The sequence below is a fragment of the Candidatus Enterococcus courvalinii genome, assembly GCF_017315945.1.
Lineage (GTDB): Bacteria > Bacillota > Bacilli > Lactobacillales > Enterococcaceae > Enterococcus_B > Enterococcus_B courvalinii.
Window position 1 is genome coordinate 1 of sequence record NZ_JAFLWI010000010.1, and the last position, 25,066, is coordinate 25,066.

Annotated in this window: 19 protein-coding genes and 1 pseudogene; 3 read left to right on the plus strand and 17 right to left on the minus strand. The window is 37.1% G+C overall.

All coding sequences use genetic code 11. The annotated features are described in order from the left end of the window. Positions 1-526: 526 nt before the first annotated feature. The 12 genes and pseudogenes from lysS to pth all read right to left on the minus strand — a co-directional run bounded on the left by lysS (position 527) and on the right by pth (position 15,608). Positions 527-2,023: a lysine--tRNA ligase gene (gene lysS, locus JZO71_RS08030; protein WP_206898978.1), complete on the minus strand. Its 1,497-nt coding sequence runs from the start codon at positions 2,021-2,023 to the stop codon at positions 527-529. A 116-nt stretch (positions 2,024-2,139) separates the two neighbouring features. Further along, a complete protein-coding gene (gene dusB / locus JZO71_RS08035; protein WP_206898979.1) occupies positions 2,140-3,138 on the minus strand; it encodes a tRNA dihydrouridine synthase DusB in 999 nt (332 codons plus the stop codon). Then, positions 3,139-4,026: an Hsp33 family molecular chaperone HslO gene (hslO, locus tag JZO71_RS08040; RefSeq protein WP_206898980.1), complete on the minus strand. Its 888-nt coding sequence runs from the start codon at positions 4,024-4,026 to the stop codon at positions 3,139-3,141. It abuts the gene before it with no gap. 233 nt (positions 4,027-4,259) lie between these two features. After that, entirely contained in the window at positions 4,260-6,413 is a 2,154-nt protein-coding gene (gene ftsH / locus JZO71_RS08045) for an ATP-dependent zinc metalloprotease FtsH (protein WP_206898981.1), read from the minus strand. An 89-nt stretch (positions 6,414-6,502) separates the two neighbouring features. Beyond that, the gene (gene hpt, locus JZO71_RS08050) at positions 6,503-7,048 is read right to left on the minus strand and encodes a hypoxanthine phosphoribosyltransferase (RefSeq protein WP_206898982.1); all 546 of its coding nucleotides are present in this window, start codon (positions 7,046-7,048) and stop codon (positions 6,503-6,505) included. Continuing rightward, positions 7,042-8,450: pseudogene (tilS, locus tag JZO71_RS08055) on the minus strand (tRNA lysidine(34) synthetase TilS). Before tilS ends, hpt begins: the two are co-directional and overlap by 7 nt. A 147-nt stretch (positions 8,451-8,597) precedes the next feature. Next, positions 8,598-9,080 (minus strand): S1 domain-containing RNA-binding protein, encoded by a 483-nt coding sequence (locus tag JZO71_RS08060; protein ID WP_206898984.1) that lies wholly within the window; start codon positions 9,078-9,080, stop codon positions 8,598-8,600. Between the two features lie 44 nt (positions 9,081-9,124). Beyond that, on the minus strand, positions 9,125-9,550 hold the full coding sequence (locus JZO71_RS08065) for an FtsB family cell division protein (RefSeq protein ID WP_206898985.1): 426 nt from the start codon (positions 9,548-9,550) through the stop codon (positions 9,125-9,127). 71 nt (positions 9,551-9,621) lie between these two features. Continuing rightward, a complete protein-coding gene (locus JZO71_RS08070; protein WP_206898986.1) occupies positions 9,622-9,888 on the minus strand; it encodes an RNA-binding S4 domain-containing protein in 267 nt (88 codons plus the stop codon). Between the two features lie 9 nt (positions 9,889-9,897). Then, positions 9,898-11,496, minus strand: a complete 1,599-nt coding sequence (locus tag JZO71_RS08075; protein WP_206898987.1) for a putative polysaccharide biosynthesis protein — start codon at positions 11,494-11,496, stop codon at positions 9,898-9,900. A gap of 15 nt (positions 11,497-11,511) precedes the next feature. After that, complete coding sequence (gene mfd / locus JZO71_RS08080) at positions 11,512-15,033, minus strand: transcription-repair coupling factor (protein WP_206898988.1); 3,522 nt, start codon at positions 15,031-15,033, stop codon at positions 11,512-11,514. 14 nt (positions 15,034-15,047) lie between these two features. Further along, entirely contained in the window at positions 15,048-15,608 is a 561-nt protein-coding gene (gene pth, locus JZO71_RS08085) for an aminoacyl-tRNA hydrolase (RefSeq protein WP_206898989.1), read from the minus strand. A gap of 343 nt (positions 15,609-15,951) precedes the next feature. Between pth and JZO71_RS08090 the strand changes: the two genes are divergently transcribed. Together JZO71_RS08090 and JZO71_RS08095 are read left to right on the plus strand one after the other, a co-directional pair. Further along, a complete protein-coding gene (locus tag JZO71_RS08090; RefSeq protein ID WP_206898990.1) occupies positions 15,952-16,923 on the plus strand; it encodes an L-lactate dehydrogenase in 972 nt (323 codons plus the stop codon). A gap of 201 nt (positions 16,924-17,124) precedes the next feature. Further along, on the plus strand, positions 17,125-18,525 hold the full coding sequence (locus JZO71_RS08095) for a L,D-transpeptidase family protein (RefSeq protein ID WP_206898991.1): 1,401 nt from the start codon (positions 17,125-17,127) through the stop codon (positions 18,523-18,525). A 50-nt stretch (positions 18,526-18,575) separates the two neighbouring features. Here the strand turns inward: JZO71_RS08095 and JZO71_RS08100 are convergent, their stop codons facing one another. Beyond that, positions 18,576-19,301, minus strand: a complete 726-nt coding sequence (locus tag JZO71_RS08100) for a YebC/PmpR family DNA-binding transcriptional regulator (protein ID WP_206898992.1) — start codon at positions 19,299-19,301, stop codon at positions 18,576-18,578. 68 nt (positions 19,302-19,369) lie between these two features. Next, on the minus strand, positions 19,370-19,876 hold the full coding sequence (locus tag JZO71_RS08105) for a VanZ family protein (protein ID WP_206898993.1): 507 nt from the start codon (positions 19,874-19,876) through the stop codon (positions 19,370-19,372). A 119-nt stretch (positions 19,877-19,995) separates the two neighbouring features. On the opposite strand from JZO71_RS08105, the gene JZO71_RS08110 reads away from it, so the two are divergent. Then, positions 19,996-21,798, plus strand: a complete 1,803-nt coding sequence (locus tag JZO71_RS08110; RefSeq protein ID WP_206898994.1) for a M3 family oligoendopeptidase — start codon at positions 19,996-19,998, stop codon at positions 21,796-21,798. A gap of 116 nt (positions 21,799-21,914) precedes the next feature. Here JZO71_RS08110 and JZO71_RS08115 read toward each other — a convergent pair whose 3' ends face one another. From JZO71_RS08115 to mreC, 3 genes are all read right to left on the minus strand, one after another. After that, the gene (locus JZO71_RS08115; RefSeq protein WP_206898995.1) at positions 21,915-23,471 is read right to left on the minus strand and encodes an NlpC/P60 family protein; all 1,557 of its coding nucleotides are present in this window, start codon (positions 23,469-23,471) and stop codon (positions 21,915-21,917) included. Positions 23,472-23,643: 172 nt separating this feature from the next. Further along, positions 23,644-24,153 carry a rod shape-determining protein MreD gene (gene mreD, locus JZO71_RS08120; protein ID WP_206898996.1) on the minus strand — a complete coding sequence of 170 codons (510 nt, stop codon included), beginning with the start codon at positions 24,151-24,153 and terminating at the stop codon, positions 23,644-23,646. 3 nt (positions 24,154-24,156) lie between these two features. After that, the gene (mreC, locus tag JZO71_RS08125) at positions 24,157-25,014 is read right to left on the minus strand and encodes a rod shape-determining protein MreC (RefSeq protein WP_206898997.1); all 858 of its coding nucleotides are present in this window, start codon (positions 25,012-25,014) and stop codon (positions 24,157-24,159) included. Between the last annotated feature and the right edge of the window lie 52 nt (positions 25,015-25,066).

The following is a 25,066-nucleotide window of genomic DNA, read 5'->3' on the forward strand; positions in this document are numbered from 1 at the left end:
TTTATATCATATCAGAGTGACGTTTGAATGTCAACTCTTTTTTAAAAAAGTTTTTTTCGATTTCGTTTAAGAAATCTTTCAGCAACTCATTTATCATATCGCATCGTTCGTTATTTGTCAAGAACTTTTTTTGAAGTTTTTCTTGATAAGATCAAGCTTCATGAGTAGTTCTTTTCAAACGACTTAGTTATCTTATCATGTGATACCTCACACGTCAACAACTTTTTTAAATTTATTTTCTGAAAAAACTTTCATCTTTCAGCAGTTGTCCGCCTTGCGAACAAATAATAATATACCAACTAAAACAAGTCGGGTCAATGAATTTTTTTGTTTTTTTTCGTTTTTTTCGTTTGTCCGATCATTACTATTTATAATGCGTTTTTCGTTCGCTTTTCAATCAAATATCAATGATATCATTTTAAAGAAAGAGATAATTTTCGTTAAAACTCTTTTTAAATTCTTGAGTGAAATAAAAGACAGCTATCTGGATAACCAGACAGCTGTCTTCTATTATTTAGTTTCCTATTTAACGCATTGTCGGGAACAACAAAACGTCACGGATTGATTGTGCATCTGTAAGCAACATTACTAAGCGGTCAATTCCAATTCCTAATCCGCCAGTTGGTGGCATTCCATATTCTAAAGCTTCCAAGAAGTCTTCATCTACGCCGTGTGCTTCATCGTTACCTAGCTCACGCTCTTTTTCTTGCGCTTCAAAACGTTCTCTTTGATCAATTGGATCATTTAACTCAGTAAAGGCATTTGCAAATTCTCTACCAATGATAAACAATTCAAAGCGATCAGTAAAACGTGGATCTTCAGGATTTTTCTTCGCTAATGGTGAGACTTCAACTGGATGTCCATAAACAAAAGTTGGTTGTGTCAATGTTTCTTCAACAAATTCTTCAAAGAATTCATTGATCACATGCCCCACTCCCATTGCATCTGTTACTTCCACGTTATGTTCTTTAGCAATTGCAAGAGCTTCATCTAGTGTCATTTCTTTCCAGAAATCAACACCAGTTTGTTCTTTAATTGCGTCTACCATATGCACACGTTTGAAGTCACTTTCAAGATCAACTGCTTGACCATCATAAGTGATACGCGCTGTCCCTAAAACTTTTTCAGCTGCATTACGAATAATTCCCTCAGTTAGATTCATGACATCGCGATAATCTGTATAAGCAGTATAAGCTTCTAGCATTGTGAACTCAGGGTTATGTGTTGTATCGATTCCTTCATTACGGAAAACTCGACCGATTTCATAAACTTTTTCCATTCCACCAACAATTAGACGTTTCAAGTGTAACTCTAGTGCAATACGTAAATATAAATCAATATCTAGAGCGTTATGGTGTGTAGTAAATGGACGGGCTGCTGCTCCACCAGCTTCATTGTGTAAAACAGGTGTTTCTACTTCAATGTAGCCATTTCCATCTAGATAACGGCGAATTTCGCTAATGATTTGACTACGTTTCATAAAACGATCAAAGCTTTCACGATTACTAATCAAATCTAAATAGCGTTGACGGTAACGTTGCTCAATATTTGTTAATCCATGATATTTATCAGGTAATGGACGCAACGCTTTTGAAAGAATTGTAAATTCTGTTGCTTTAATTGTTACTTCACCTGTATCAGTTTTCATAATTTGACCTGTAACTCCGAAGAAGTCCCCTAAGTCAGCATGTTTAAAAATCTCATAGGCATCATCACCTACTTGATCTTTACGCACGTAAATTTGGATTTGACCTTCACGATCTTGAAGATGCGCGAAACCCGCTTTCCCTTTTCCGCGGCGAGTCATCATTCGTCCAGCTACACTAGCAGTCAAACTCATCTCAGCTAATTCTTCTTTTGTTCTTGAATCAAATAATTCATGCAACTCTTCTGAGTTATGTGTACGTTCAAATCGCTTCCCGAACGGATCGATTCCAGTTTCTCTTAGTTCTTCCATCTTTTGGCGGCGAACAAGCATTTGATCATTTAAATCTTCTACTTGATGTTGTTGTTCCTCAGTCACAAAAGTTCCTCCATTCTCCTAGTTGTTCTCAGTTCTAATAATGCCAATGAAACACAAAAAAAGCAAGCCGAACTTAAATTTTCGGCTTGAAATTCACAAAAATCTTAGAAATCAGTTTAATGTTTTACAGCAACTTTTTCTGTTTTTTCTAAAAAAGCGTCAAGCAAATCATTGATTTCTTGTTGGTTTTCAGAATGATTGATTGCCACTTTTACTTTAGCTGCGCGAGGAATTCCTTTCAAATAGTAGGAAGCATGTGTCCGGAATTCACGACACGCTACTTGTTCACCTTTTAAATCAGCCAAACGTCGTAGATGAAGTTTCGCTGTCGCGATTTTCTCAGCAGGTGTTGGCTCAGGAATTAGCTCACCTGTTTCCAAGTAATGTTGCGTACGATGAATCATCCAAGGATTACCTAAAGCTGCACGCCCGATCATCACACCATCTGCTCCGACGTACTCCAACATACGTTTCGCATCTTCGGGGGTTTTCACATCCCCGTTCCCCATAAAAGGAATCGTTAACTGTTGTTTGACTTCTTTCAAGACTTCCCAATCAGCTTGTCCTTCATACATCTGCACTCTAGTACGACCATGCATAGCAATTGCACCTGCACCAGCTGACTCTGCAGCTAATGCATTTTGAACGGCAAAAACGTGTTGATCATCCCAACCAATTCGCATCTTAACTGTGACAGGTATATCTACAGCGGAAGAAACAGCATGAACCATTTCATAAACCTTATCTGGATCAAGTAACCACTTTGCTCCCGCTTCTGCCTTGATAACTTTGTTTACTGGACAGCCCATATTGATATCAATAATATCTGCTGTTGTATTTTCTTGAACAAATTGTGCCGCTTCAACCAAGCTATCTTTATTACCACCAAAAATTTGGACACTCAGCGGATGCTCTGTCTCTTCAATATGAAGCATCTCTAGCGTTTTTTTGTTTCGAAAATGGATGCCTTGATCGCTAATCATTTCGCATACAACTAATCCTGCACCAAATTCTTTAACCGTCACTCGAAAAGCAGAATTGCTGATCCCAGCCATTGGTGCAACAACTACACGATTCGGAATTTCCACATTCCCAATTTTCCACTGATGTTCCAACTAAATTCCTCCTACTGCTTCTGCTTGCAGATCTAATAATTCTTGTTCAGAATACTCATATTTATTATTACAAAATGAACAAACTGCTTCTGCACCATGATCTTCATCAATCATTGCTTGAATTTCTTCTGTTCCTAGTGCAATGATTGCTTCTGCAAATTTTTCTTTTGAACAGTCACAAGCAAATTGAACAGGCATTTTTTCTAAAATATTTAATTCTTCTGTTCCCAATAATCCTTTTAAAATTTCTTCAGGTGTGTGTCCTTCATCAAGCAATGTTGAGATTCTTGGTGTTGTTTTCAGTTGTTCTTCGATTTTAGAAATCGTTTCTTCATCTGCACCAGGCATGATTTGGATCATAAATCCACCAGCTGTTTTAATACTGTCATCTGTATTCACTAAGACACTTAGACCAACCGCTGAAGGAATTTGCTCAGAAATAGCTAAATAGTAAGTAAAGTCTTCCGCGATTTCACCCGAAACGATAGGAGTTTGCCCAGAGAAAGGTTCTTTTAATCCCAAATCCTTAGTTACTGTGAACATTCCTTGTGTTCCTACTGCACCACGAACATCAATTTTCCCTTCTGGGTTCAACGGTAAGCTTAAATGCGGATTTTTAATATATCCTTTTACATCACCTTTACCATTTGCATCAACAACGATCCCAACAGCTGGACCGTCTCCTTGAATACGAACCGTTAATTTATCTTCACCTTTTAGTGTCGCTCCTAATAATAAACTACCAACTAGTGTACGACCTAACGCTGCCGACGATGTATGCCATGTATCGTGGCGACATTGTGCTTCTGCGACTGTATTTGTTGCTTGTACTGCATAAGCACGAACAAAACCATCATGTGCTAGTGCTTTAACTAAATAATCTTCCATTATTGTATGTACCCCTTTTTTGGTTTTTCAGCTCCTAGTGAATCATACTAGCAACTTTCATTTTTTTCAACTTTTGAAATCAGAGCTTAATAATAAATCAAATTGAATAAAAGAGAAAACAATTTTTCTTGCATATAAATACTCGCTTCAAACTGCTCAATAGAAAACTAAATTGAATGGATTCAAAGAAAAAAAGCTGGGACATTTATTTGTCCCAGCTTCAAAATATTTTACTATTTATAACGATCTTCAAAGTTGTTTTTGTCGTAATCAGACTCTTTGTCTTTTTCTTCTTCAGCAACTTCTGAACCAGTTTCTTCACTAGCCAATTTTACTTCTTCGGCTTCGTCTTTTAGTTCTTGTTTTGTTTCTTCAAAATCTTGTTTTTCTTCTGCTTGTTTTTCCGCATCTTTTTCTTCTAAAGCACGTTTCGCTTCTTCAAACGTTTGTGCTTCCTTTTCACTTGGATAATCAGCAGATTCTGTTCCCTCTGGCATCACGCCACGTTCGAACAATGATTTAATTGCTTTTGCATCCAGTGTTTCAAATTCAAGAAGTTTTTCTGCAATCAATTTATGTTGTTCACGGTGCGCTTCGATAATTTCATGCGCTTTTTGATGAGCATCCATCAAAATCTTGCGAACTTCTTGATCGATTTCAAATGCAACTTGTTCAGAGTAAGCTTTCGTTTGACCATAATCACGGCCAACAAATACTTGATGGTTTCCTTCATATTGAACTGGTCCAAGTCGATCACTCATTCCATATTCAGTAACCATGCTTCTCGCTAATGAAGTTGCTTGTTCAAAGTCATTTGAAGCACCTGTTGATTGAACGCCGAAAATAATTTCTTCGGCTGTACGACCACCAAGTAATCCAACGATTTGTTCAAACATATCTTCTTTAGTCATCAAGAATTGATCTTCTTTTGGTAAAGCGATCATGTACCCGCCAGCACGACCACGAGGGATGATTGTTACTTTATGAACGATACGTGCGCGACTTAAGACTAAACCAACGATCGTATGTCCAGCTTCATGGTAAGCAACCATTTCGCGTTCTTTTTTGTTGATTACACGATCTTTCTTAGCAGGACCAGCGATAACACGATCTTCTGCTTCATCAATATCAGATGCATCAATTTTCTTTTTATTACGACGAGCAGCTACCAAAGCAGCCTCGTTTAAAACATTTTCTAAATCCGCACCAGCAAATCCTGGTGTTTGTTGTGCAACAACTTTCAAATCAACGTCGTCAGCTAAAGGTTTATTTTTAGCATGAACACGTAAAATGGCTTCACGACCTTTGACATCTGGACGGCCAACCAAAATTTGACGGTCAAAACGACCTGGGCGTAGCAACGCTGGATCTAAGACATCCGAACGGTTCGTTGCAGCAATCACAATTACGCCTTCATTCCCATCAAATCCATCCATCTCTACCAATAATTGGTTCAATGTTTGTTCACGTTCATCGTGTCCGCCACCCATACCAGCTCCACGTTGACGGCCAACAGCATCAATTTCATCAATGAAAATGATTGCTGGCGCATTTTTCTTCGCTGTTTCAAACAAATCACGTACACGACTTGCCCCAACACCGACGAACATTTCAACGAAATCAGAACCAGAAATTGAGTAGAAAGGTACACCGGCTTCACCGGCAACAGCTTTCGCTAATAACGTTTTACCTGTTCCTGGAGGTCCTTCTAAAAGAACACCAGCTGGAATTCTTGCACCTAATTCAACAAATCGACGAGGATCTTTCAAAAACTCAACGACTTCAACAAGTTCTTGTTTTTCTTCTTCTGCACCAGCAACATCAGAAAAACGAACACGGTTCGCTTTTTTGTCGGCTTCTTTGGCTTTTGACTTACCGAAGTTCATCACTCGGCCACCGCCACCACCGCCACCGCCTTGTTGACCCATCATCATATAGAAGAAGAAAATGATGATCACAATCGGCAAGAAGCTTAATAGTAGTGATACCCAAATACCACTGCTTGATTCTTCTTTAATTGTTGTTCCTACATCATGTTGTCTTGCCAAATCTGTTACCTGACTTAATGTCGTGTCATTTGGCAAAATGATTGTTGTGAAGTGTGTTGTTGATACATCGGTTGAACCTAGGATTGCTAAACCGCCACTGTTGCTGACTGTTTGCTGTTCCTTGTATTCACCAGTGATTTTATACACACCATTTGCAGGTTGAACACTAAATTCTTTGATTTTCCCTGACTCTAATTGTTCAGTGAATTTTGAGTACTCGATGTCTGACGACTGCTGGCTATTGTTACCAAAAATAAAATAGACCACCATGACCATCGCCAAAATCACGAGGACATAATATAAGGCATTTTTCATCATGCCGTTATTCTTTTTGTTCATAGTTACCCTCCTTAAACACTAATTTGATTTTAGAAATTTTTATCAATCCTGACCATTTCATTGTAACATAACTCATTTCAGAAAAGGCACTAATTTGACTGATAAACACTAGGTTTTAAGACCCCAACATAAGGAAGGTTTCGATAAGCTTCTGCATAGTCTAAACCGTAGCCTACAACAAATTCATTGGGCACATTAAAACCAACATAATCAGCTTCAATGTTCACAACGCGTCCCTCTGGTTTATCTAATAAAGTAACGATTTTCACGGAATTGGCTTTACGATATTTAAAAAGATCAACTAAGTACGCAAGTGTTCGGCCACTGTCGATGATATCTTCAACAATCAGCAAGTCGCGACCTTCTACATTTGTATCTAAGTCTTTTACGATTTTTACTTCACCGGAAGATACAGTGGCATTTCCGTAACTTGAAACATCCATGAAATCTAGCTCTAAATAAGTGTCAATTGAACGCACGATGTCTGCCATAAAAGGAACAGCTCCTTTTAATACGCCGACTACTAGTGGATTTTTATCACGATAAGTTTCAGTTAATTCTTTGCCCAGTTCTTCACAACGAGCTTGTATCTCTTCTTTTGAAATCAAAACTTTCTCAATATCCTTTTCTAACATTGGGTTCTCCTTCCAGTTGCTTCTTTTGATATTTGTAAAGAAGTATGTAGTGTATTTTATCAGTTTCTTTGGCAATACTCAAATAAGAAAAGACAAAAGGAGCAACACTATACACGTTTCTTTGTGCATCTGTAATCAAGTACGCTTGTTTCCTTTGTACGTCAGGGATTTTTTTGTCGATAAAGTAACGAGAAATTTTTTTCGTAAGCGTTTCGGTCAAACGAATTCGATCACCAGGAAGTCGTCGATCCACCTGAAGTTCTGTTCCTTCTTCAAGCCACAAATCATGTCTAAATTCTGACCAATCAGCAAGATTTTCTGGTACAGCTATCTTGTCACTCGAAAACAACCCAATCCATTGTGAATCACTTAAATAAATTGGCTGGTTTGGAAGCAAATCTCTTGGTGTGAAACTTTGCAGTGGTCGTGACTGTTCAATTCTTACATTCATATATTCTTTTTTGAACACCCAACCTTTACCTAGATCAAACTGCCATTGGCTTTTTTCGCTTTGCCACTGATTGACTAGAAATAAAACCTGCTGTTCTTTTACTGCGACAGTTGTTTCGTTAAACAACTGTTCAAAAAGTGTATGAAGAAAAAAGTAACGTTCACTTTCAGCCATTGCCGAAATATTTGCTGCAGAAATTTGCCAACCATTAGCTAATGGTTCGAGAAGTTCAGTTACCTTTTCACTCATCTGTTTTTGAATCAATTCATCTGCCCATTGAATCTGCTTTGAAAATCGTTGGAAATGACGTAAAGCTTGCACATTTTCTTCTTTTAATTGCGGAACAACTAAGTGACGTAGTCGGTTTCTTTGGACATCTAGTTCCTGATTTGTTACATCTTCAAAATAAATCAGCTGTTGTTTGTTCGCATATTCATATAATTGTTCCTTGTTATAACTTAGTAATGGACGAATCAATTTCCCTGTTGCAAATGGTTGAATTTCTTTGATTCCAGCAAAGCTATTCAATTGTCCCCCTCTTAAAATTTTCATCAAAATCGTTTCAATTTGGTCATCTCCATGATGGGCTGTCATCAACGTATCGTACCCTTTCTCGTACATGATTCGAGAGAATGTTTGGTAACGAAATTGACGTGCAGCTGTCTCAACACCCGTTTCAGCAGGCAGTTCCCACGTAATGGAATAAAAAGGAAGATTCTTTTCTTTCGTATATTTTTGTAAATACTGTTCTTCCTCAGCAGACTCTACCCGCAACTGGTGATTGACATGAACAACGCCCAAAGTAAAGCAATCTTTTTGTTGTGCAGCTAACAATAAATCCAACAAAACCATTGAATCCACTCCACCAGAAACAGCAACTAAAATTTTGGTTTTTTTCGACCAGAAATGTTTTTGTTGTCCTAATTGACTAAACGATTCTTTCAAGGCGATCTTCCTCCTTTCAAAAAAGAAAAGCCGAGACAAAACGAAGCCAATGTTTTGTCCCAGCTATATTTTTATTTGGTACGAATAATGATGTGTTCAACAAATGTTCATCTTAGCTAGTAAGAAAAACGTTAGGGTGATTATTCATCTTTATTAGCTACGACGTCCGCCGCGACCTCCACGTTTTCCTTCAGTGTTACGCTTTAATGAAGTTAATCGATCATCACTATCTTTCAAAAATGAACTCATCAATGAATCGAAGTCTTCTTTCGTATTTGAAGGTTGACTGCGAGAAAAAGATTTTTTTTGTGTTGAGCGCGTACGATTTTCCCGAGGTTCCTTATTTTGATGTTGAAATTTCTTTGCGTTATGATTTGTTTCTTTACCAGCACTTTCTGGTTGTTCTTGTGCTTTACGAATGGATAATCCAATTTTTCCGTCATCACCAACAGATGTAACTTTCACTGTCACCTCATCGCCAACACTTAATACATCATGAATATCTTTTACAAAACCGTTTGATACTTCACTGATATGGACTAAACCTGTTTTACCAGAACCTAAATCAATAAATGCACCAAAATTTGTAATACCTGATACTTTTCCTTGCAGTTTTGCTCCTACCTCGATTGACATAAAAAAAATGTTCCTCCTATTTATTACCCAATTTATATTCCTGCTTATTTTGCAGTTGTAGAACTCGTTGATTGGTTTGTTTCTTCTGTTGAACTATTTGTATTAGATTCCAATACTGGATAGACTTGCTCGCCTTCTTTAGAATAAAAGAATTTGCTTCTGGCAAGTTTTGCCACATAGTCGTCATCCTTCAGCAGCGAGACATCTGATTTTAATTGCGTGACGTCTGCTTTGACTTCTTTCATTTCCGTAGTAGCTTCGACCTTTAACTCAGCTAGTTTATCTAGACGTTGCATATCTCGGAAAATTTGCACACCAATGATTGAAAAAATGAACAAAGCGCCTAATAAGATGACTGCTAACCGACGTCTACGAAAAACGAGCTGACGTTGTTGTTTTTGAAACTCAGCGTATTTTTTCTTTGTGTAATCTGTATCTAACGCAGCAATTTTATTGCCTTTTTTTGCCACTTGCTTTCGCTCCAATCTGTTTTGGCTTGTCTTTTCCATTATACCAATATCAATAAAGCTTGTCTAATCTATTAATTTGCGTTTTCTGTTCTTGTTTCTGAAATAATTTCGTACATTTTTTGTGCATCTTCTTTTTTTGTTGATTCGTGAAGTTCATTGACTTTGACTTCCATCGTCTTGTTTCCAAACTGGATCTTTAATACATCGCCAACTTTGACATCACTCGAAGATTTTGCTAACTTACCATTCACCTGGATTCTACCTTTATCAGCCACTTCTTTTGCTACAGAACGTCGCTTGATAATACGAGAAATTTTCATAAATTTATCTAATCGCATAATATATCCTCACTTTTTCTTGAATTTTTGATTGAATCGTAGAATTTTTTTACCAAAAGGCAACAACAACCATTCCCGAATCGTAAAAACTTTCAACGAGATGACCGCAAAAACAAATGTTAATCCGCCAATCACGACACCAATAAGGCTGATAAACAACGCACCTGAACGATGCGTAACTGGTCCAATAATTACTTGGATTACTCCATAATAAGTAAATAGTACAAAGATCATCCAAGCTAAACTCTGTAATAATTTTTTCCCAAAAGCGCGTTCTTTCCAAAAAGCATTCACTTCGGTTGTTTCTATATGAATAAAATACCAAAGAGTCACGACTAAACCAAGTAAGGTTGATAAACTTGCACCAACCGTTCCAAACCATTGTGTAAACACTGCTGTTGTCAACAATTTGACTAATAGTCCCCAGCCTGCACCTTTCAACGATGGACGAAAAGAGTTTTTGCTTTGCGCAATACTTTGATAAGCTTGAATCACGGCTGTTAAAACAATCGCAAATACAAACAACACTAAAGTAGCATTCCCAGCGTAATCTTTAAACAACGCATAGTTGATATAAGGAAGCAGCATTGCTAGACCAACGGAAGCCGCCAAAGCTAATGCCGTTGTTAAACGTAAATACATCTTAGCAGTCTTCACAAACTGTCCATAAACAGCATTTGCTAAATAACTAGTCAAGGTCGGTAAAAAAGTAGCACTTAATGCCGTTGCAATGACCAGACCTAATTGTACTAACGGCTGTCCACGATCGTAGACTCCTTTAGCTATTTTAGACGCATGTTCACTTAAGCCATAGATTTGCAACGCATTCTTTACAAAAAATGAATCAATCAATTGAAAGAAAATCAATAACCCACTGTAAATCGAAACTAAACCACCATCAACTAAGAAACGACGTATCAACCACTTACTTGGTTTTGAGAAGATGGGGAAACTCCGAAAACTCATTGCTCCTCCATGAATTTTTTGTTCATAATAATAAAGAACAAGATATGCACATAGCCCACCTGCCACGGCACCACTCATTGCTGCTGTTCCAGTTTCATAAACATTCCAACTATACTGTTTAAATGCGAATGCACTGAACACGATAATCGACACACGAACGATTTGTTCCACTACTTGTGATATAGCAGTTGGTTCCATTAAAAAATGTCCTTGGAAATTTCCTCGATAAAAAGATAAACCTGGCATCAATAAAAAGGTGAAAGAAACGACTTCAATCAAGGGTTTCAGTTGATAATCACCCATCATTTTCGCTAAAACACCACTAAATAACCAGACACCTAGCCATAAGCAAACACCTGTCCAAAAGACTAAAGGGTATAATTCTTTTAACGCCCCTCGTTGTTTCAATGGTTCCTTTTTTTCTGCAACATATTTTGAAATGAATTGGGGTAATCCTGATAAAGCCAGGGTCATCGCGATTCCATAAATCGGATATACTTGTTGATAAACATAAAATCCTTCATCACCAACTAAGTTTTGAAGAGGGATTCGATAAAGTGCGCTTAAAACTTTAGCAATAAAAGAAGCTACGGTTAAAATCACCGCTCCTTGCATCACTTGACGCATTTCTTTGTGGTCCAAGGGAATCGCTCCTTCCTACACCGACAAATATTTTTGTTGTCGTAATGCTTTAACAAAATGTTGGATTTCTAATAACCAAACAGCTTCACCCATTGCTTTTGGGATGGTTAAACGGATAACCATCTTTTCCTTTTCCACTCCTAATCCTGCTTTCAACGTTGTTTCACTTAATGCTTCAAACAATTGTTCAACAGAATAACGTTTTGTACCTGCCTTACTTAACGTGAAAATCACTGTTTCTTGTTGCTTACGCATCGTTTCCAGCAGTGCACGATCCCCATCCATTTTTAATTGTCCGACTGTTAATAAATGGGCAACTTCTTCAGGGTATTCACCGAAGCGATCCAATAGATCATCTTCAAGCTCGTCCAACATTTCTTGTGATTCCAGCTCCCGGATTCGTTTATAGATTTCAATTTTTTGGCGTTGATCTGAAACGTAAATATCTGGTAAGTAAGCGTCCACACCAAGGTCGATTTCCACCGTTGTTTTTTCAACTTGATTATTTTTCCCTTGTTTACGAGCGACAGCTTCACTTAGCATTTGCGAATACATATCAAAACCAACTGCATCAATAAAGCCATGTTGTTGCGCACCTAATAGGTTTCCAGCACCACGAATCGATAAATCACGCATGGCAATTTTAAAACCTGATCCTAGTTCTGTAAAATCTTTGATTGCTTGCAATCTTTTTTCACTCACTTCATTGAGAATCTTTTGTGGTTCATACATAAAGTAAGCATAGGCTACTCGATTGCTTCGCCCGACTCGTCCTCGTAACTGATAAAGAGTTGATAATCCCATATAATCAGCATTTTCAACAAATAGAGTATTCGCGTTGGGAATATCTACACCTGTTTCAATAATTGTGGTCGTAACTAACACATCGTATTGTCCTTCAACAAAATCAAACAATGTATTTTCTAATTGAACTTCTGTCATTTGACCATGGGCGTAACCAATTCTCGCTTCTGGAACTAATTCTTGGATTTCTTCCACTTTTTGCTCAATCGTTTCCACTCGATTATAGAGATAAAAAACTTGCCCGCCTCGTCCCATTTCACGATGAATCGCTTCTCGTATTGCTCCAGGATTCTTCTCCATAACATAAGTTTGAATTGGGTAACGATTTGCCGGCGGTGTTTCAATAACTGATAAGTCTCGTACACCAAGCATCGACATATGCAGTGTTCTTGGTATTGGTGTCGCTGTTAGCGTCAGTACATCTACCTGCGCCCGAAGCTGCTTCAATCGTTCTTTATGCTTTACGCCAAATCGTTGTTCTTCGTCAATAATCAATAAGCCTAAATCACTAAATTCAATATCTTTTGATAAAATACGATGCGTCCCGACAACAATGTCTACTTGCCCTGTACGCAATTGTTCAATCGTTTCTTTTTGTTGCTTTTTCGTTCGAAAGCGGCTCAACAAGCCAATATTAATTGGAAAACCTTCAAAACGTTCCAACATCGTTTCATAATGTTGTTGTGCAAGAATGGTCGTTGGAACTAAAAATGCCACTTGTTTACTTTCTTTCACTGCTTTAAAAGCAGCACGCAAAGCGACTTCTGTCTTACCATACCCTACATCGCCTACAAGTAAACGATCCATCGGTTTTTCTTTTTCCATATCACGTTTGATTTCCGAAGAACTACGCAATTGATCATCTGTTTCAGAATAAGGAAATGCTTCTTCAAATTCTTTTTGATACCCATCATCTGGACCAAAAGCATAGCCAATCTCAGATTCTCTGGCTGCATATAGTTTGATTAGATCATCCGCGATATCTTCAATTTTAGAAGAGACTTTACGTTTTGTTTTCGTCCACTCGCTACCACCTAGCTTATTGATTCGTGGAGCTTTTGATTCAGACGCAACATATTTTTGAATCAAATTCAACTGAGTGACAGGAATAAATAATTTGTCATCATTTTGGTATAAAATCGTCATGTAATCTTGATGAACGCCATCAACTTCGAGCGTCTCCATCCCAATATACTTTCCAATCCCATGATTTGCATGAACAACATAGTCACCAGCTTTTAATTCGTTATAACTTTTTAATCGTTCTGCATTCGTAACTGTTTGGCGGCGAGCTCGTTTTTTCGTTGTCTTTTGGAAAATCTCTTTTTCAGTAATGACCACGATTTTTTCTTGTGGTAATTCGAAGCCATTTTGCAATGCGCCTTCAACTAACTGTACTTGCCCAACGATTAGCTCATCACTTGCCGTTTCAATGGCTAAAATATCATCGTCACGCAATAATTCTTCTACTTTGCGAATTCGTTCTTTAGTTGGAATGTAGATCATAACTGTCTGTTTTTGCTTACGCCAACGATTGATTTCCGTTTTCAACAAAGGCATTTGACCAAAAAATTGTTGCATCGTCCGATATTGGAACGAATGAATGGCGTGAAACTTCAAATTGCCCATTCCTTTTTGGAACAAAGCAAAAAAGGTTGTCGAAAAATGTTCTTTTTGAATCAATTTATGAACATCTGCAACAAAAACTTGTTCAGAAAAAACACGCGGTTCACTAATTTTTTGTGTCTGCCATTCGGCGGCTTCTCGTTCAATTTCTCGATTTGTTTCCATCATTCTTGGATAATCATCCACCATCAACAAACTATCAGAGTGAAAATAATCTAAAATCGTGGTTGATGTTGGATAAAGCAGATCCGTGTAAAGCTTTGCCTCTTCCGTTGGTATCCCCGCTTGCCAATTTGACAAAATCTGTCCGAAATAGTCTTGCAAAAATACTTGATCGACCTTTTCGACAGTTGTGGCTAATCTTTTTTCAAGTAATTTTTCTAACTCTTTCATCCCATGTTCCAAATCAGCTTCTGTGTAGATTTGTTCTGATGTTGGTGAAATCCAAATTTCTTCCGTTGGCCCAATAGAGCGTTGCGTTTCGGCTTCAAAGTAACGCATCGAATCAATTTCAACATCAAACAATTCCACTCGCACAGGATGTTCCATCGTTAAAGGATAAATATCGACAATGCTTCCACGAATACTAAATTCACCTGGTTTTGCAACCATTTCTTGTCGTTCATATCCCATTAGGACTAATTGACGCGGTAGGTTTTCTACATCAATCTCATCGCCAACTTTCCAGTTAAGTTGTGCATCAATCCAAGCCTTCTTACTTGGTAATTTCTTGTGTAAAGCAGCAACTGGTAAAAGATAAATTCCTGCACGCTTTTCTTGTAAGGCGTTTAACGTTGCTACACGTTCTGCTCTTGCTTCCGGTGAAGAAAAAGCCATTTCTGCAGACAAAACTTCATCCACCGGAAACAAATGAATGCTATCTGGGTCAACGATGTGCTGTAAATCTTCTGCTAATTGATTTGCGTAATATAAATTTGGTAACAAAACGATTATATTTTTGTCCGTTTTTTCGAAAACGTGGGCAATCAGCAATGTTTTAGCAGAACCTGCTAGCCCAGTAATCAATTGCCGTGGCGTAGTTGCTTCTAATTGAGCCACCCATTCTTTTACTTGAGGTTCTTGGCCCACTAATTGAACAATATCCATTACGTTTCTCCTTCTTAGTTAAACTGATTCATTGTATCAATAAATGAATGCCCATCGAGAACAAAATTGATTGCTTGAACCGATTGATGAATACTTTCTTCTATTAAAGGTAGTGTTTCTTTGCTAAATGGGCTAAGCACATGTGAAACCACCGTCTTCTTACCTTCTGGTCGACCAATCCCAACTTTTACACGATCAAAAACATTCGTATCCAAGTGTGAAATAATACTTTTCATTCCATTGTGGCCGCCAGCACTTCCTTTTTGGCGTAAACGAATCTTTCCGATTGCTAAATCTAAATCATCATACACAACAATCAACTCCTCTGGATAAATACCAAAGTAAGTCATTAACGGTCCAACTGAACGACCCGATTCATTCATAAAAGTTTGTGGTTTTACAAGTAAGATCTTTTCTCCTTTGTAAAAAAATTCTGCAACTTCTGCCTCAAAACTATTTTTTTTAAATGTTGCTTGATGCTCTTTTGCAAGACGATCAACCACCATAAATCCAATGTTGTGTTTTGTTTGTTCATACTTCGTTCCAGGATTACCTAATCCTACGATCATTTTCATTTGTTTATTCACCTAATTCTAAAGAACACAAAATGCTGGACAGCTAACGAGCAGTCCAGTTAAAAGGTTCATTCTTCTTTTTATTTTAAAAACAGTATAACACATAAACAGCTGTTTCGACTAAAACAGAATGTTTAATAAATGATAAAAATATTAAAAAATTCTTCAAAACTTAATGAAATCATTGGTTTCAAGAAATAGTGAAATAACGCACATGTAAGCTTTTACATATGATACAACCTTGTTATCTGTTATATTTCCTAGCCAAATAGCGTGACAGCAAGCCTGATCCATGATAGCATAGTCAAGGGAAAAACAAATCAATGGAAGGATTGATACACATATGACTGCAACTGCAGAAATTAAAGATCACAAAAAAGTTATTCTTGTTGGAGACGGTGCCGTAGGTTCTAGTTATGCTTTCGCTCTAGTTACTCAAAATATCGCTCAAGAAGTTGGAATTGTAGATATTAACACAGCTAAAACTGAAGGAGACGCATTAGACTTAACTGATGCTCTTGCTTGGACACAACCTAAAAAAATCTACTCAGCTACTTATGCAGATGCACATGACGCTGACCTTGTAGTTATCACTGCTGGTGCACCACAAAAACCAGGTGAAACTCGTTTAGACTTAGTAAACAAAAACTTAAAAATCAACCGCGACGTTGTTACACAAATCGTTGAATCAGGTTTCAATGGTATTTTCTTAGTTGCTGCTAACCCAGTTGATATCTTAACTTACTCAACTTGGAAATTCTCTGGATTCCCTAAAGAACGCGTTATCGGTTCAGGTACATCTCTTGATTCAGCTCGTTTCCGTCAAAAGATTGCTGAATTAGTTGACGTTGATGCTCGTAACGTCCATGCTTACATCCTTGGCGAACATGGTGACTCAGAATTCCCAGTTTGGTCACACGCAAACGTTGCTGGACTACAAATTTACGAATGGGTTAAAAACAATCCAGAAGTAGATGAAGAAGCATTAGTAAATATCTTCTTCGGCGTACGTGACGCAGCTTACACAATCATCGAGAAAAAAGGCGCTACTTTCTATGGTATCGCAGTTGCGTTAGCTCGTATCACTCGTGCTATCCTTGATGACGAAAATGCTGTATTACCTTTATCAGTTTACATGGAAGATCAATATGGATTGAATGACATCTATATCGGTGCACCTGCTGTTATCAATGCTCAAGGTGTTCAAAAAGTTATCGAAATTCCATTATCTGATGCAGAACAAGATCGTATGAACGCTTCAGCTAAACAATTAAAAGAAATTTTAGACGAAGCATTCTCAAAATTAGAAGACTAATTACTTTCTTTTTTGTAAAAGTTAAACATCTAGCCGGGACAAATGATTGTCTCGGCTTTTTTATTATTTTGAAATAATTATTAAAAAAGATTTTGTTTAATTTTTTTCATAATGAATATTTAAACTTCGTCTTTTCAAATAAATTGTGCTATGATGAACTCGATACACACCCTATTCTATTATTCAAGGAGTTATCGTTCTATGACAAGATCTTCTCAACACAAAAAAAAGATACACATTGGCATTCTTTCTGCACTTGGTGTTTTGTTAATATTAGTCAGCTTCTATACCTTCCGCAGTACATATTACACGAGTCACTTCTTACCTCATACTGAGATCAATGAAATTGATGTAAGTAATATGACTGTTGATCAGGCAAACAATAAATTAAAAGATACTTATTCTAACACAACTTTAGCTATTGAAGAAAATGGTAAAGTTTGGCAAGAAATCGCCAAATCAGAATTAGGTTATCGTGATGATTTCTCAGATGATTTAAGTAAACTCTTATCCAAACAAAACGGTTGGACTTGGGGTATGACTTATGTTTCTGCAGCTGAAAAGCAAGAAATTGATCCTGTTAGTCAGGACCATTCAAAACTAGACACTACAATTGGTGAACTGACAACAAAGCTAAATGATTTAAATAGTAATCGAAAACAGACCCAAGACGCAAGCATCAAAAAAACAGACGACGGATTTGCTATTACACCTGAAGTCAATGGTGATTCAATTGATGTAGATGCAACAGTCAAAGAAATCAAAGAAGTTGCTGCTACAAATGAAAAACAAATTGATTTGAATGATTTTAAGCAAAAAGCTAAAGTTACTGCTGACGACAAAGAGCTAAACCAACAATTAACATCTATGAACAATATTGCTAAAGTCAAAGCAACTTATAGTATCAATGGAAAGACATTTCAAATCCCTACAAATGATTTAGCTGATTGGCTAATTTATTCAGACGGAAAAATCGATTTAGATACTGACAAAGTGACGCAATATGTAACTGAGTTAGGTCAAGAATATAATACAAGTACAAATGATACTGTATTTAACAGCACAAAACGCGGGGAAGTAAATGTCCCAACAGGAACGTACAGTTGGACTATTCAAACAGAAGACGAAGTCACAGCTCTAAAGAAACAAATTTTAGCTGGTCAAGATTTTACTCGCTCACCGATTGTCCAAGGAAGTACAACTGCTGATCATTCTTTAATTGAAGATACTTACATTGAAGTTGATTTACAAAACCAACACATGTGGTACTACAAAGACGGCAAAGTCGCACTTGAAACAGATATCGTTTCTGGTAAGCCAGCAACACAAACCCCTGCCGGTGTCTTTTACGTTTGGAACAAAGAAACCAACTCCGTACTAAAAGGAACCAACGATGATGGCACACCATATGCCAGCCCAGTAGATTACTGGATGCCAATTGACTGGACCGGCGTTGGGATTCATGATTCTGATTGGCAACCTGAATACGGTGGTGAATTATGGAAAACCCGTGGTTCACACGGTTGTATCAATACGCCACCAAGCGTCATGAAAGAGTTGTTTGGAATGGTCGAAGTAGGTACACCTGTTTTGGTATTCTAATAGTCAAAGAGGAGTCAAACGAACAATTATGTTCGTTTGACTCCTCTTTTTTACAGTTCAGCAGAAGTAAAGACTTCTGAAACGTCATCATCATCTTCCAATTTGTCGACTAATTTATCTAGTTGCTCACGTTGCTCCTCTGTTAATGCAATCATTGTTTGCGGAACCATTGTCAACTCAGCCTGCACAAAAGCAAAGCCATCTTTTTCTAATTGATCACGAACAGCTACAAAATCTTCTGGCGCTGTGTAAATTTCAAAAACTTCAGCTGAAGTCTGCAAATCTTCTGCGCCAGCCTCCAAGACATCTTCAAACATTGTCTCTTCATCTACTGCTAGATCTTCACGTTGAATCACCAGGTAACCTTTTCGATCAAATAAATAATTAACAGACCCAGTTTCTCCCAATGATCCTCCATTACGTGTAAAAGCTACGCGCACGTTGGTTGCTGTCCGATTTCGATTATCTGTCAACGCATGTACCAAGATAGCCACACCACCTGGACCATATCCTTCATACGTAATTTCATCATAGTTTGCTTCATCCGCCGCAGTTGTCGCTTTTTTGATGGCGCGTTCAACATTGTCATTTGGCATATTAGCAGATTTTGCTTTATCTACCACTAAACGTAGTGCAGGATTCATTGCAGGATCAGGGCCACCTGATTTTGCTGCCATGTAGATTTCTCGTGAAAGTTTTTGAAAAATTTTACCCCGTTTTGCATCTTGGGCATTTTTTCTTCCTTGAATATTGTGCCATTTGCTGTGTCCTGACATTTCTATTCCTCCTTTGTGTTCACACTACTCATTTTAGACCCTCTGATAGAAAAAGCAATCGTTCAAATCTACAATTTCTTTTTCCAAGCTTTCATCAAGATACATAAAAGAACAGCCGTCAATGCCCCCATTGAATCAAGCATCACATCTTGAAACATTGGTGACCTTCCACCAGTCATCATTTGATGAAACTCATCTAACCCTGCATATCCTGTAGCTGATAACCAAGCTAAAATACCAGTTAACCACCAAATCTTTAGTTTAGGAAATACACCCAAGAACAAGCTACCACCTAAAATAAAATACGTACCAAAATGAGCAGCTTTTCGTATAAAAAACTCTACAAATTTAAAATAACCTAAATGCTCAATACTTACTTCACTTCCACCATAATCAAAGCGAATCGTTGTCAATGTATCTTTAAAAGGCTGTGAAGATAACCAACCCTCTAGTCGGGAAACTTGTGACTGCTCTACATACGTTTGTGACGAACTATAAAATAATATAGCTGCAATCAGCAAAGCAACGATCAAATAAAAGTTTCCATTTTTCATTTGTTTTTGAATTGAATTCATAAGTCACCTCTTTAACCTATCTTAGCTTTTTTTTACGGAAACAACAATCTAAAAAAAGACTTCTTTTACTAGATAATGCTATACTAAACGTTGAACAAAAAATTGAAGGGAGATTTTTTATGAACTATTCATTAAACTGGGATCTTGACTCTATTTTTTCTGGAGGAAGTAATTCTTTAGCATTAAATGAACGCCTGGCTGAACTTGAATCACAAATGAAAGACTACTATCAATTTGTCGGTGATTGGGAATTTTCACCAGAGAATTTTGAACAACTACAAACTATTTTACAACTTCAAGCAAAAATTTCTGATGGATTTACTCAATGTGATAGTTACATCACAGCCTTATTATCTGCAAATGTAAATGATTCACAAGCAAAAATTTTATCTGGAAAACTTTATGCACTTCTTCCTCGACTACAATCAGCAGAAACTGTCCTTTCGACAAAATTTGCAAAAATAAATGAAGAACATTGGCAATTATTACTTGCAAATTCTGATTTTCAACCACTTGCGTTTCGTTTAAATGAAATTCGTCGTGACGGTGCACAATTATTATCAGAATCTGAAGAAAATATTATCAATACTCTAGCACTTGATGGACTAAATGCTTGGAGTAGCCATTACGATACCATCGTTGCTAGCATCACAATTCCTTTCACTCAGAACGGCGAAACAGTCGAGCTTTCTGCTGGACAAGCATTCAATAAAATGATGAGCGATCCTGACCCTGAAGTTAGAAAAACATTATTCTTTGCTTGGGAAGCAGCATGGAAAGAAAAAGCACCACTATTTGTCGACACGCTAAATCATTTAGATGGTTTCCGCTTATCCACTTACAAACTTCACGGTATTACTGATTATCTGCAAAAGCCGTTAGAGTACAATCGTTTAAAAAAAGAAACTCTTGATATTATGTGGTCAACAATTGAGAAGAACAAACAACCTTTAGTAGACTATCTGACAAGAAAAGCAAATCTTTTCGGTAAAGAAAAAATGGAGTGGCAAGATCAAGATGCACCAATTATTTTAGGGAATTTGGAAGAAAAAACTTTTACCTTTGATGAAGCTGCGGCATTTATCATCGAAAACTTTAAAAAATTCAGTCCAAAAATGGCTAACTTTGCTCAATCAGCATTTGAAAAAAGTTGGATTGAAGCGGAAGATCGTCCAGGAAAACGCCCAGGTGGTTACTGCACCGAATTGCCTGAAACAAAAGAATCAAGAATCTTCATGACCTATAGTAACTCCGTAAACGAGGTCGCTACCTTAGCACATGAACTTGGTCACGCCTTCCACAGTAGTACAATGTGGGATCTTTCTTCATTGAACCGTGAATATGCAATGAATGTCGCAGAAACTGCGAGCACTTTTGCAGAATTGATAGTAGCAGATGCTACCTTAAAAGCTGCAAAATCTAAAGAAGAACAAATCAATTTACTAGATACTAAGTTACAAAATGCTCTAGCAATGTTCATGAACATTCATTCACGTTTTATTTTTGAAAATAATTTTTATGCAGCTCGTCAAAAAGGGTTAGTTTCTGCAGAAGAAATAACATCGATGATGGTTGATGCACAAAAAGAAGGCTATCAAAATTCATTAGCTAGTTATCATCCGTATTTCTGGGCAGCAAAATTACATTTCTTTATTGATGATGTACCATTTTATAACTTTCCGTACACATTTGGTTATCTATTCAGTATGGGAATTTATGCTTATGCTAATCAAAAAAGCACAAACTTTGAACAAGAATATATTGATTTGCTAAGAGATACAGCATCCATGACCACTGAAGAATTAGCTGAAAAACACCTTGGTGTTGATTTAACAAAACCAGATTTCTGGCAAGCTGGAATTGATATGGTTTTAGATGATATTCAACAATTTATGGAATTAACAGAAGAATTTGTGCAATAATTCTTCTATCACAAAACGCATGGTCGACTTTTCAATCAAAGAATCGTCCATGCGTTTTAGTTAAGTAAAAACAAAAAAGAGTTAGGCAAATGCCTAACTCTTTTTTTCAATTAAAATTACATACTAACTGCAAAGTCAGGTGCAAACCATTGAACTGAGCCAACTTTTACACTTTCACCTGGTTGAGGTGCGTGGATATATTGTCCACCACCTAAAGCAATTGCTACGTGGTAAGTTCCACCAGCTGAACCCCAGAATAATAAGTCTCCTGCTTTAGCTTGAGAAACTGAAATTTTTGTTCCAGCTTGTTCTTGAGGAACAGTATAACCGCCGATATCACGACCAGTTACTTGTAAGTATACATAGCGTGTAAATCCTGAGCAGTCAAATCCTGCTGGAGTTTTTCCACCCCAAACATACGGTGTACCAATATATTTGTAAGCTTCTGCTACGATAGCTGAACCATTAACAGATGATGAACCACCAGTTGATGGAGGTGTAACAGGTTTAGATGGTGTAGTTGAACCACTGTTGCCAGTATTTGAACTGTCATTGCCAGTACTTGGTGTTGTTGGTTCTTGAACCACAGGAGCTTCTGAAGATGAATCTTCTGTTACAGGAGCTTCCGGTGTTGTTGATTCTTCAGGTACTGAAGTCTCAGGTGTTGTAGACTCTTCAGGTGCTGAAGTTTCAGGTACTGTTGATTCTTCAGGCGTTGAAGTTTCAGGTGCTGTTGATTCTTCAGGTGTTGTTGATTCTTCTGTTACTGAAGATTCTGGCGTTGTTGATCCTTCTACTACTGAAGATTCAGATGTTGCTGCTTCTGAAGATTCAGATACTACAGTTGATTCAGTAGCTGTAGATTCAGAAACTGCTGTTTGAGCAGCAGCTTGAGCTTCTGCTTGTTCACGTGCTTCTTTTTCAGCTTTTTCTTGAGCAGCTTGTTGACGTGCTTGTTCTGCTAAACGTTCTTGTTCGCGAATACGAGCTTGTTCCGCTTCAGCTTCTGCTTTTTGGCGGTTTAAATCAGCTTTCTTATCTTCAGCAGTTGCTTGTTCTGCAGCTAATGATGTTTTCATTACATTCAAGTCAGCTTGTGCAGATAAAAGATCACCTTTTTGAGCTTCTAACGTTGCTTGATTTTCAGCAAGTTCTTGTTGTTTTTGTTTGTTTTCAGCTTGTTTGTCTTCAACAGCTTTTTTATCTTCTTTTTGTTGTTCAATTAATTCATTGTTTGCTTTAACGATTGTTGTCATCGCATGAATACGACCAACAGCATCTGCCAATGAATCTGCATCCATTACAGCATCAATGTAATTTGAACTTGTGTTTTTTACTTGTGCTTCACGCGCTTGATTTTGAATTGTATCTTGGCGTTTTTCAATACGTTCTTGTAAATCTGCAATTTCTTTTTCTAATTGAGCAGATTCATTACGTAAAGTTTCTTGTTTTGATAATAAATCTTGAGCTTGTGTGTTAATATCAGTAACTTGACTTTCCAAAGCATCAATTTGTGATTGTGCATCTAATTGTTGGTTTTGTAGGTCCGCAATTTTCTTATCTTGTTGTTGGATCTGTGAATCGAAATCATCTGCCGCGGCAGCGATCGGTGATGCTACGGCAGTTAAAGTCATTGAACAAACCATTACTGCTGATAATAAACTCTTTTTCACTCTTCATTCCTCCGACTGGCTTAATTTAATAAATATCTAAAAATATTTAAGTCTTTCTTAACGATATGAAAATTGTACCATAGCTGTATGTCAACGATATAATAGTTATGTTACAAAAATATTTCAAAATACAATTATAAAATGACAAAATTGTTAGGAACAAAAAAAGAAATTATTCATCACTGAATAATTTCTTAAATGGGAATACAAATATAGCAAAAATAATCATATTTAATAGCAATGTTGGTCCTAAAAACTGGGTAATAAAGTAGTTCGTATTAACTATTGCAAGTTTGAAAATCAACTGGATGATTAACGTAAATAGTTCATACCCAGTCACAAAAATAATCATACTAAAAAATTCAGTAAATATATTTGTATGAATCGTTTGACTCATTGAGTACATAATAAAAATAATTAGTGGAAGTGCTACAGCGTAAATGCCAATGACGCCAATATAATACATATCAAAAACAGCGCCTAAAATAATTGTCGTAATTAACAGATATCTTTTTGAAAAACTCAGGCTACAAAATAGTAATGCGAGAATCAAAAAATGTGCATTTGCCATGTAGACACCCTTGGTCCACTCACCTAAAACTCTAGTTACCTGTCCATCCAAAAGCATAAGAAAGAATAAGATAACAGGCAAGTAATACTTCATCGTTTCTTTTTTCAGCATAAACTATTCATCCTCCACTAAACGTTGGATGATCGTTACAACGGATAAGTCATACATCTGTGCATAAGGTTTGATATAAACTTCTCGATCTAGGCCATTACTGTCAGGTTTGACTTTTGTAACTGTCCCGATTGGCAAGTTAGCAGGTGAATTACCACCTAAACCAGATGTCTGTACAACATCGCCTTCTTTGATGTCTGTATCACCAGTCAGTTGCGTTGCAACCAATGCTTGCCCAGTTTCGTCGTACCCCTTAAGTAAACCAAAAGCATCTCCATTTGCAGAGTTCACTTTTACTGGAAAATGATCTGAGCTTTCATTAGCTGAAGTTAGTAATTCAACTTTGGAAGAAGCTGCATTTACCTCAACTACTCGTCCAACTAAACCTTTTTGTGACATAACAGCCATATTTGATTTGACGCCATCTCTTGAACCTTTATCAACAGTCAACATATCTTGCCAACTATCAGGTGAACGGGTAATCACGTTAGCCGTGACTTTCTCATAACTAGTCAAGGTTTGATTCAAATCAAGCTCTTTCTTCAATGATTCAATTTCTTTTTGATAATTTTTATTTTGTTGCGCCACTTCATCATAACTGTCTAAGCGCTCTTTTAGTCGCTCATTTTCAGAATAAGTAGAAAATAAATTGTGGACAGAATTCACACCGTTTCCGACCCATCTTGCTGGTGCAAAAACGGCTTTGTCAATAATAGCAACACTGTCATTAACAACAGATTGAAATAAATTGGTTTTTCCTTCATTTGCTCGTTGAGCAGCTGTTACACTTAAAATTGTCACCACAATAATGACAATAATCAACGTAATAATAATATTTTTATTGGGATTGAACTTCTTCACAAAGACACCTCGAATTAATTAGACTCTTGCATTTAATTTTAGCACTAAACAC

Excerpts from the sequence above, each read along its gene's own strand:
- hslO (WP_206898980.1), bottom strand. The coding sequence starts at position 4,026 with ATGGAAGATTATTTAGTTAAAGCACTAGCACATGATGGTTTTGTTCGT.
- ftsH (WP_206898981.1), bottom strand. The coding sequence starts at position 6,413 with ATGAACAAAAAGAATAACGGCATGATGAAAAATGCCTTATATTATGTC.
- hpt (WP_206898982.1), bottom strand. The coding sequence starts at position 7,048 with ATGTTAGAAAAGGATATTGAGAAAGTTTTGATTTCAAAAGAAGAGATA.
- JZO71_RS08060 (WP_206898984.1), bottom strand. The coding sequence starts at position 9,080 with ATGTCAATCGAGGTAGGAGCAAAACTGCAAGGAAAAGTATCAGGTATT.
- JZO71_RS08070 (WP_206898986.1), bottom strand. The coding sequence starts at position 9,888 with ATGCGATTAGATAAATTTATGAAAATTTCTCGTATTATCAAGCGACGT.
- mfd (WP_206898988.1), bottom strand. The coding sequence starts at position 15,033 with ATGGATATTGTTCAATTAGTGGGCCAAGAACCTCAAGTAAAAGAATGG.
- pth (WP_206898989.1), bottom strand. The coding sequence starts at position 15,608 with ATGAAAATGATCGTAGGATTAGGTAATCCTGGAACGAAGTATGAACAA.
- JZO71_RS08090 (WP_206898990.1), top strand. The coding sequence starts at position 15,952 with ATGACTGCAACTGCAGAAATTAAAGATCACAAAAAAGTTATTCTTGTT.
- JZO71_RS08095 (WP_206898991.1), top strand. The coding sequence starts at position 17,125 with ATGACAAGATCTTCTCAACACAAAAAAAAGATACACATTGGCATTCTT.
- JZO71_RS08100 (WP_206898992.1), bottom strand. The coding sequence starts at position 19,301 with ATGTCAGGACACAGCAAATGGCACAATATTCAAGGAAGAAAAAATGCC.
- JZO71_RS08105 (WP_206898993.1), bottom strand. The coding sequence starts at position 19,876 with ATGAATTCAATTCAAAAACAAATGAAAAATGGAAACTTTTATTTGATC.
- JZO71_RS08110 (WP_206898994.1), top strand. The coding sequence starts at position 19,996 with ATGAACTATTCATTAAACTGGGATCTTGACTCTATTTTTTCTGGAGGA.
- mreD (WP_206898996.1), bottom strand. The coding sequence starts at position 24,153 with ATGCTGAAAAAAGAAACGATGAAGTATTACTTGCCTGTTATCTTATTC.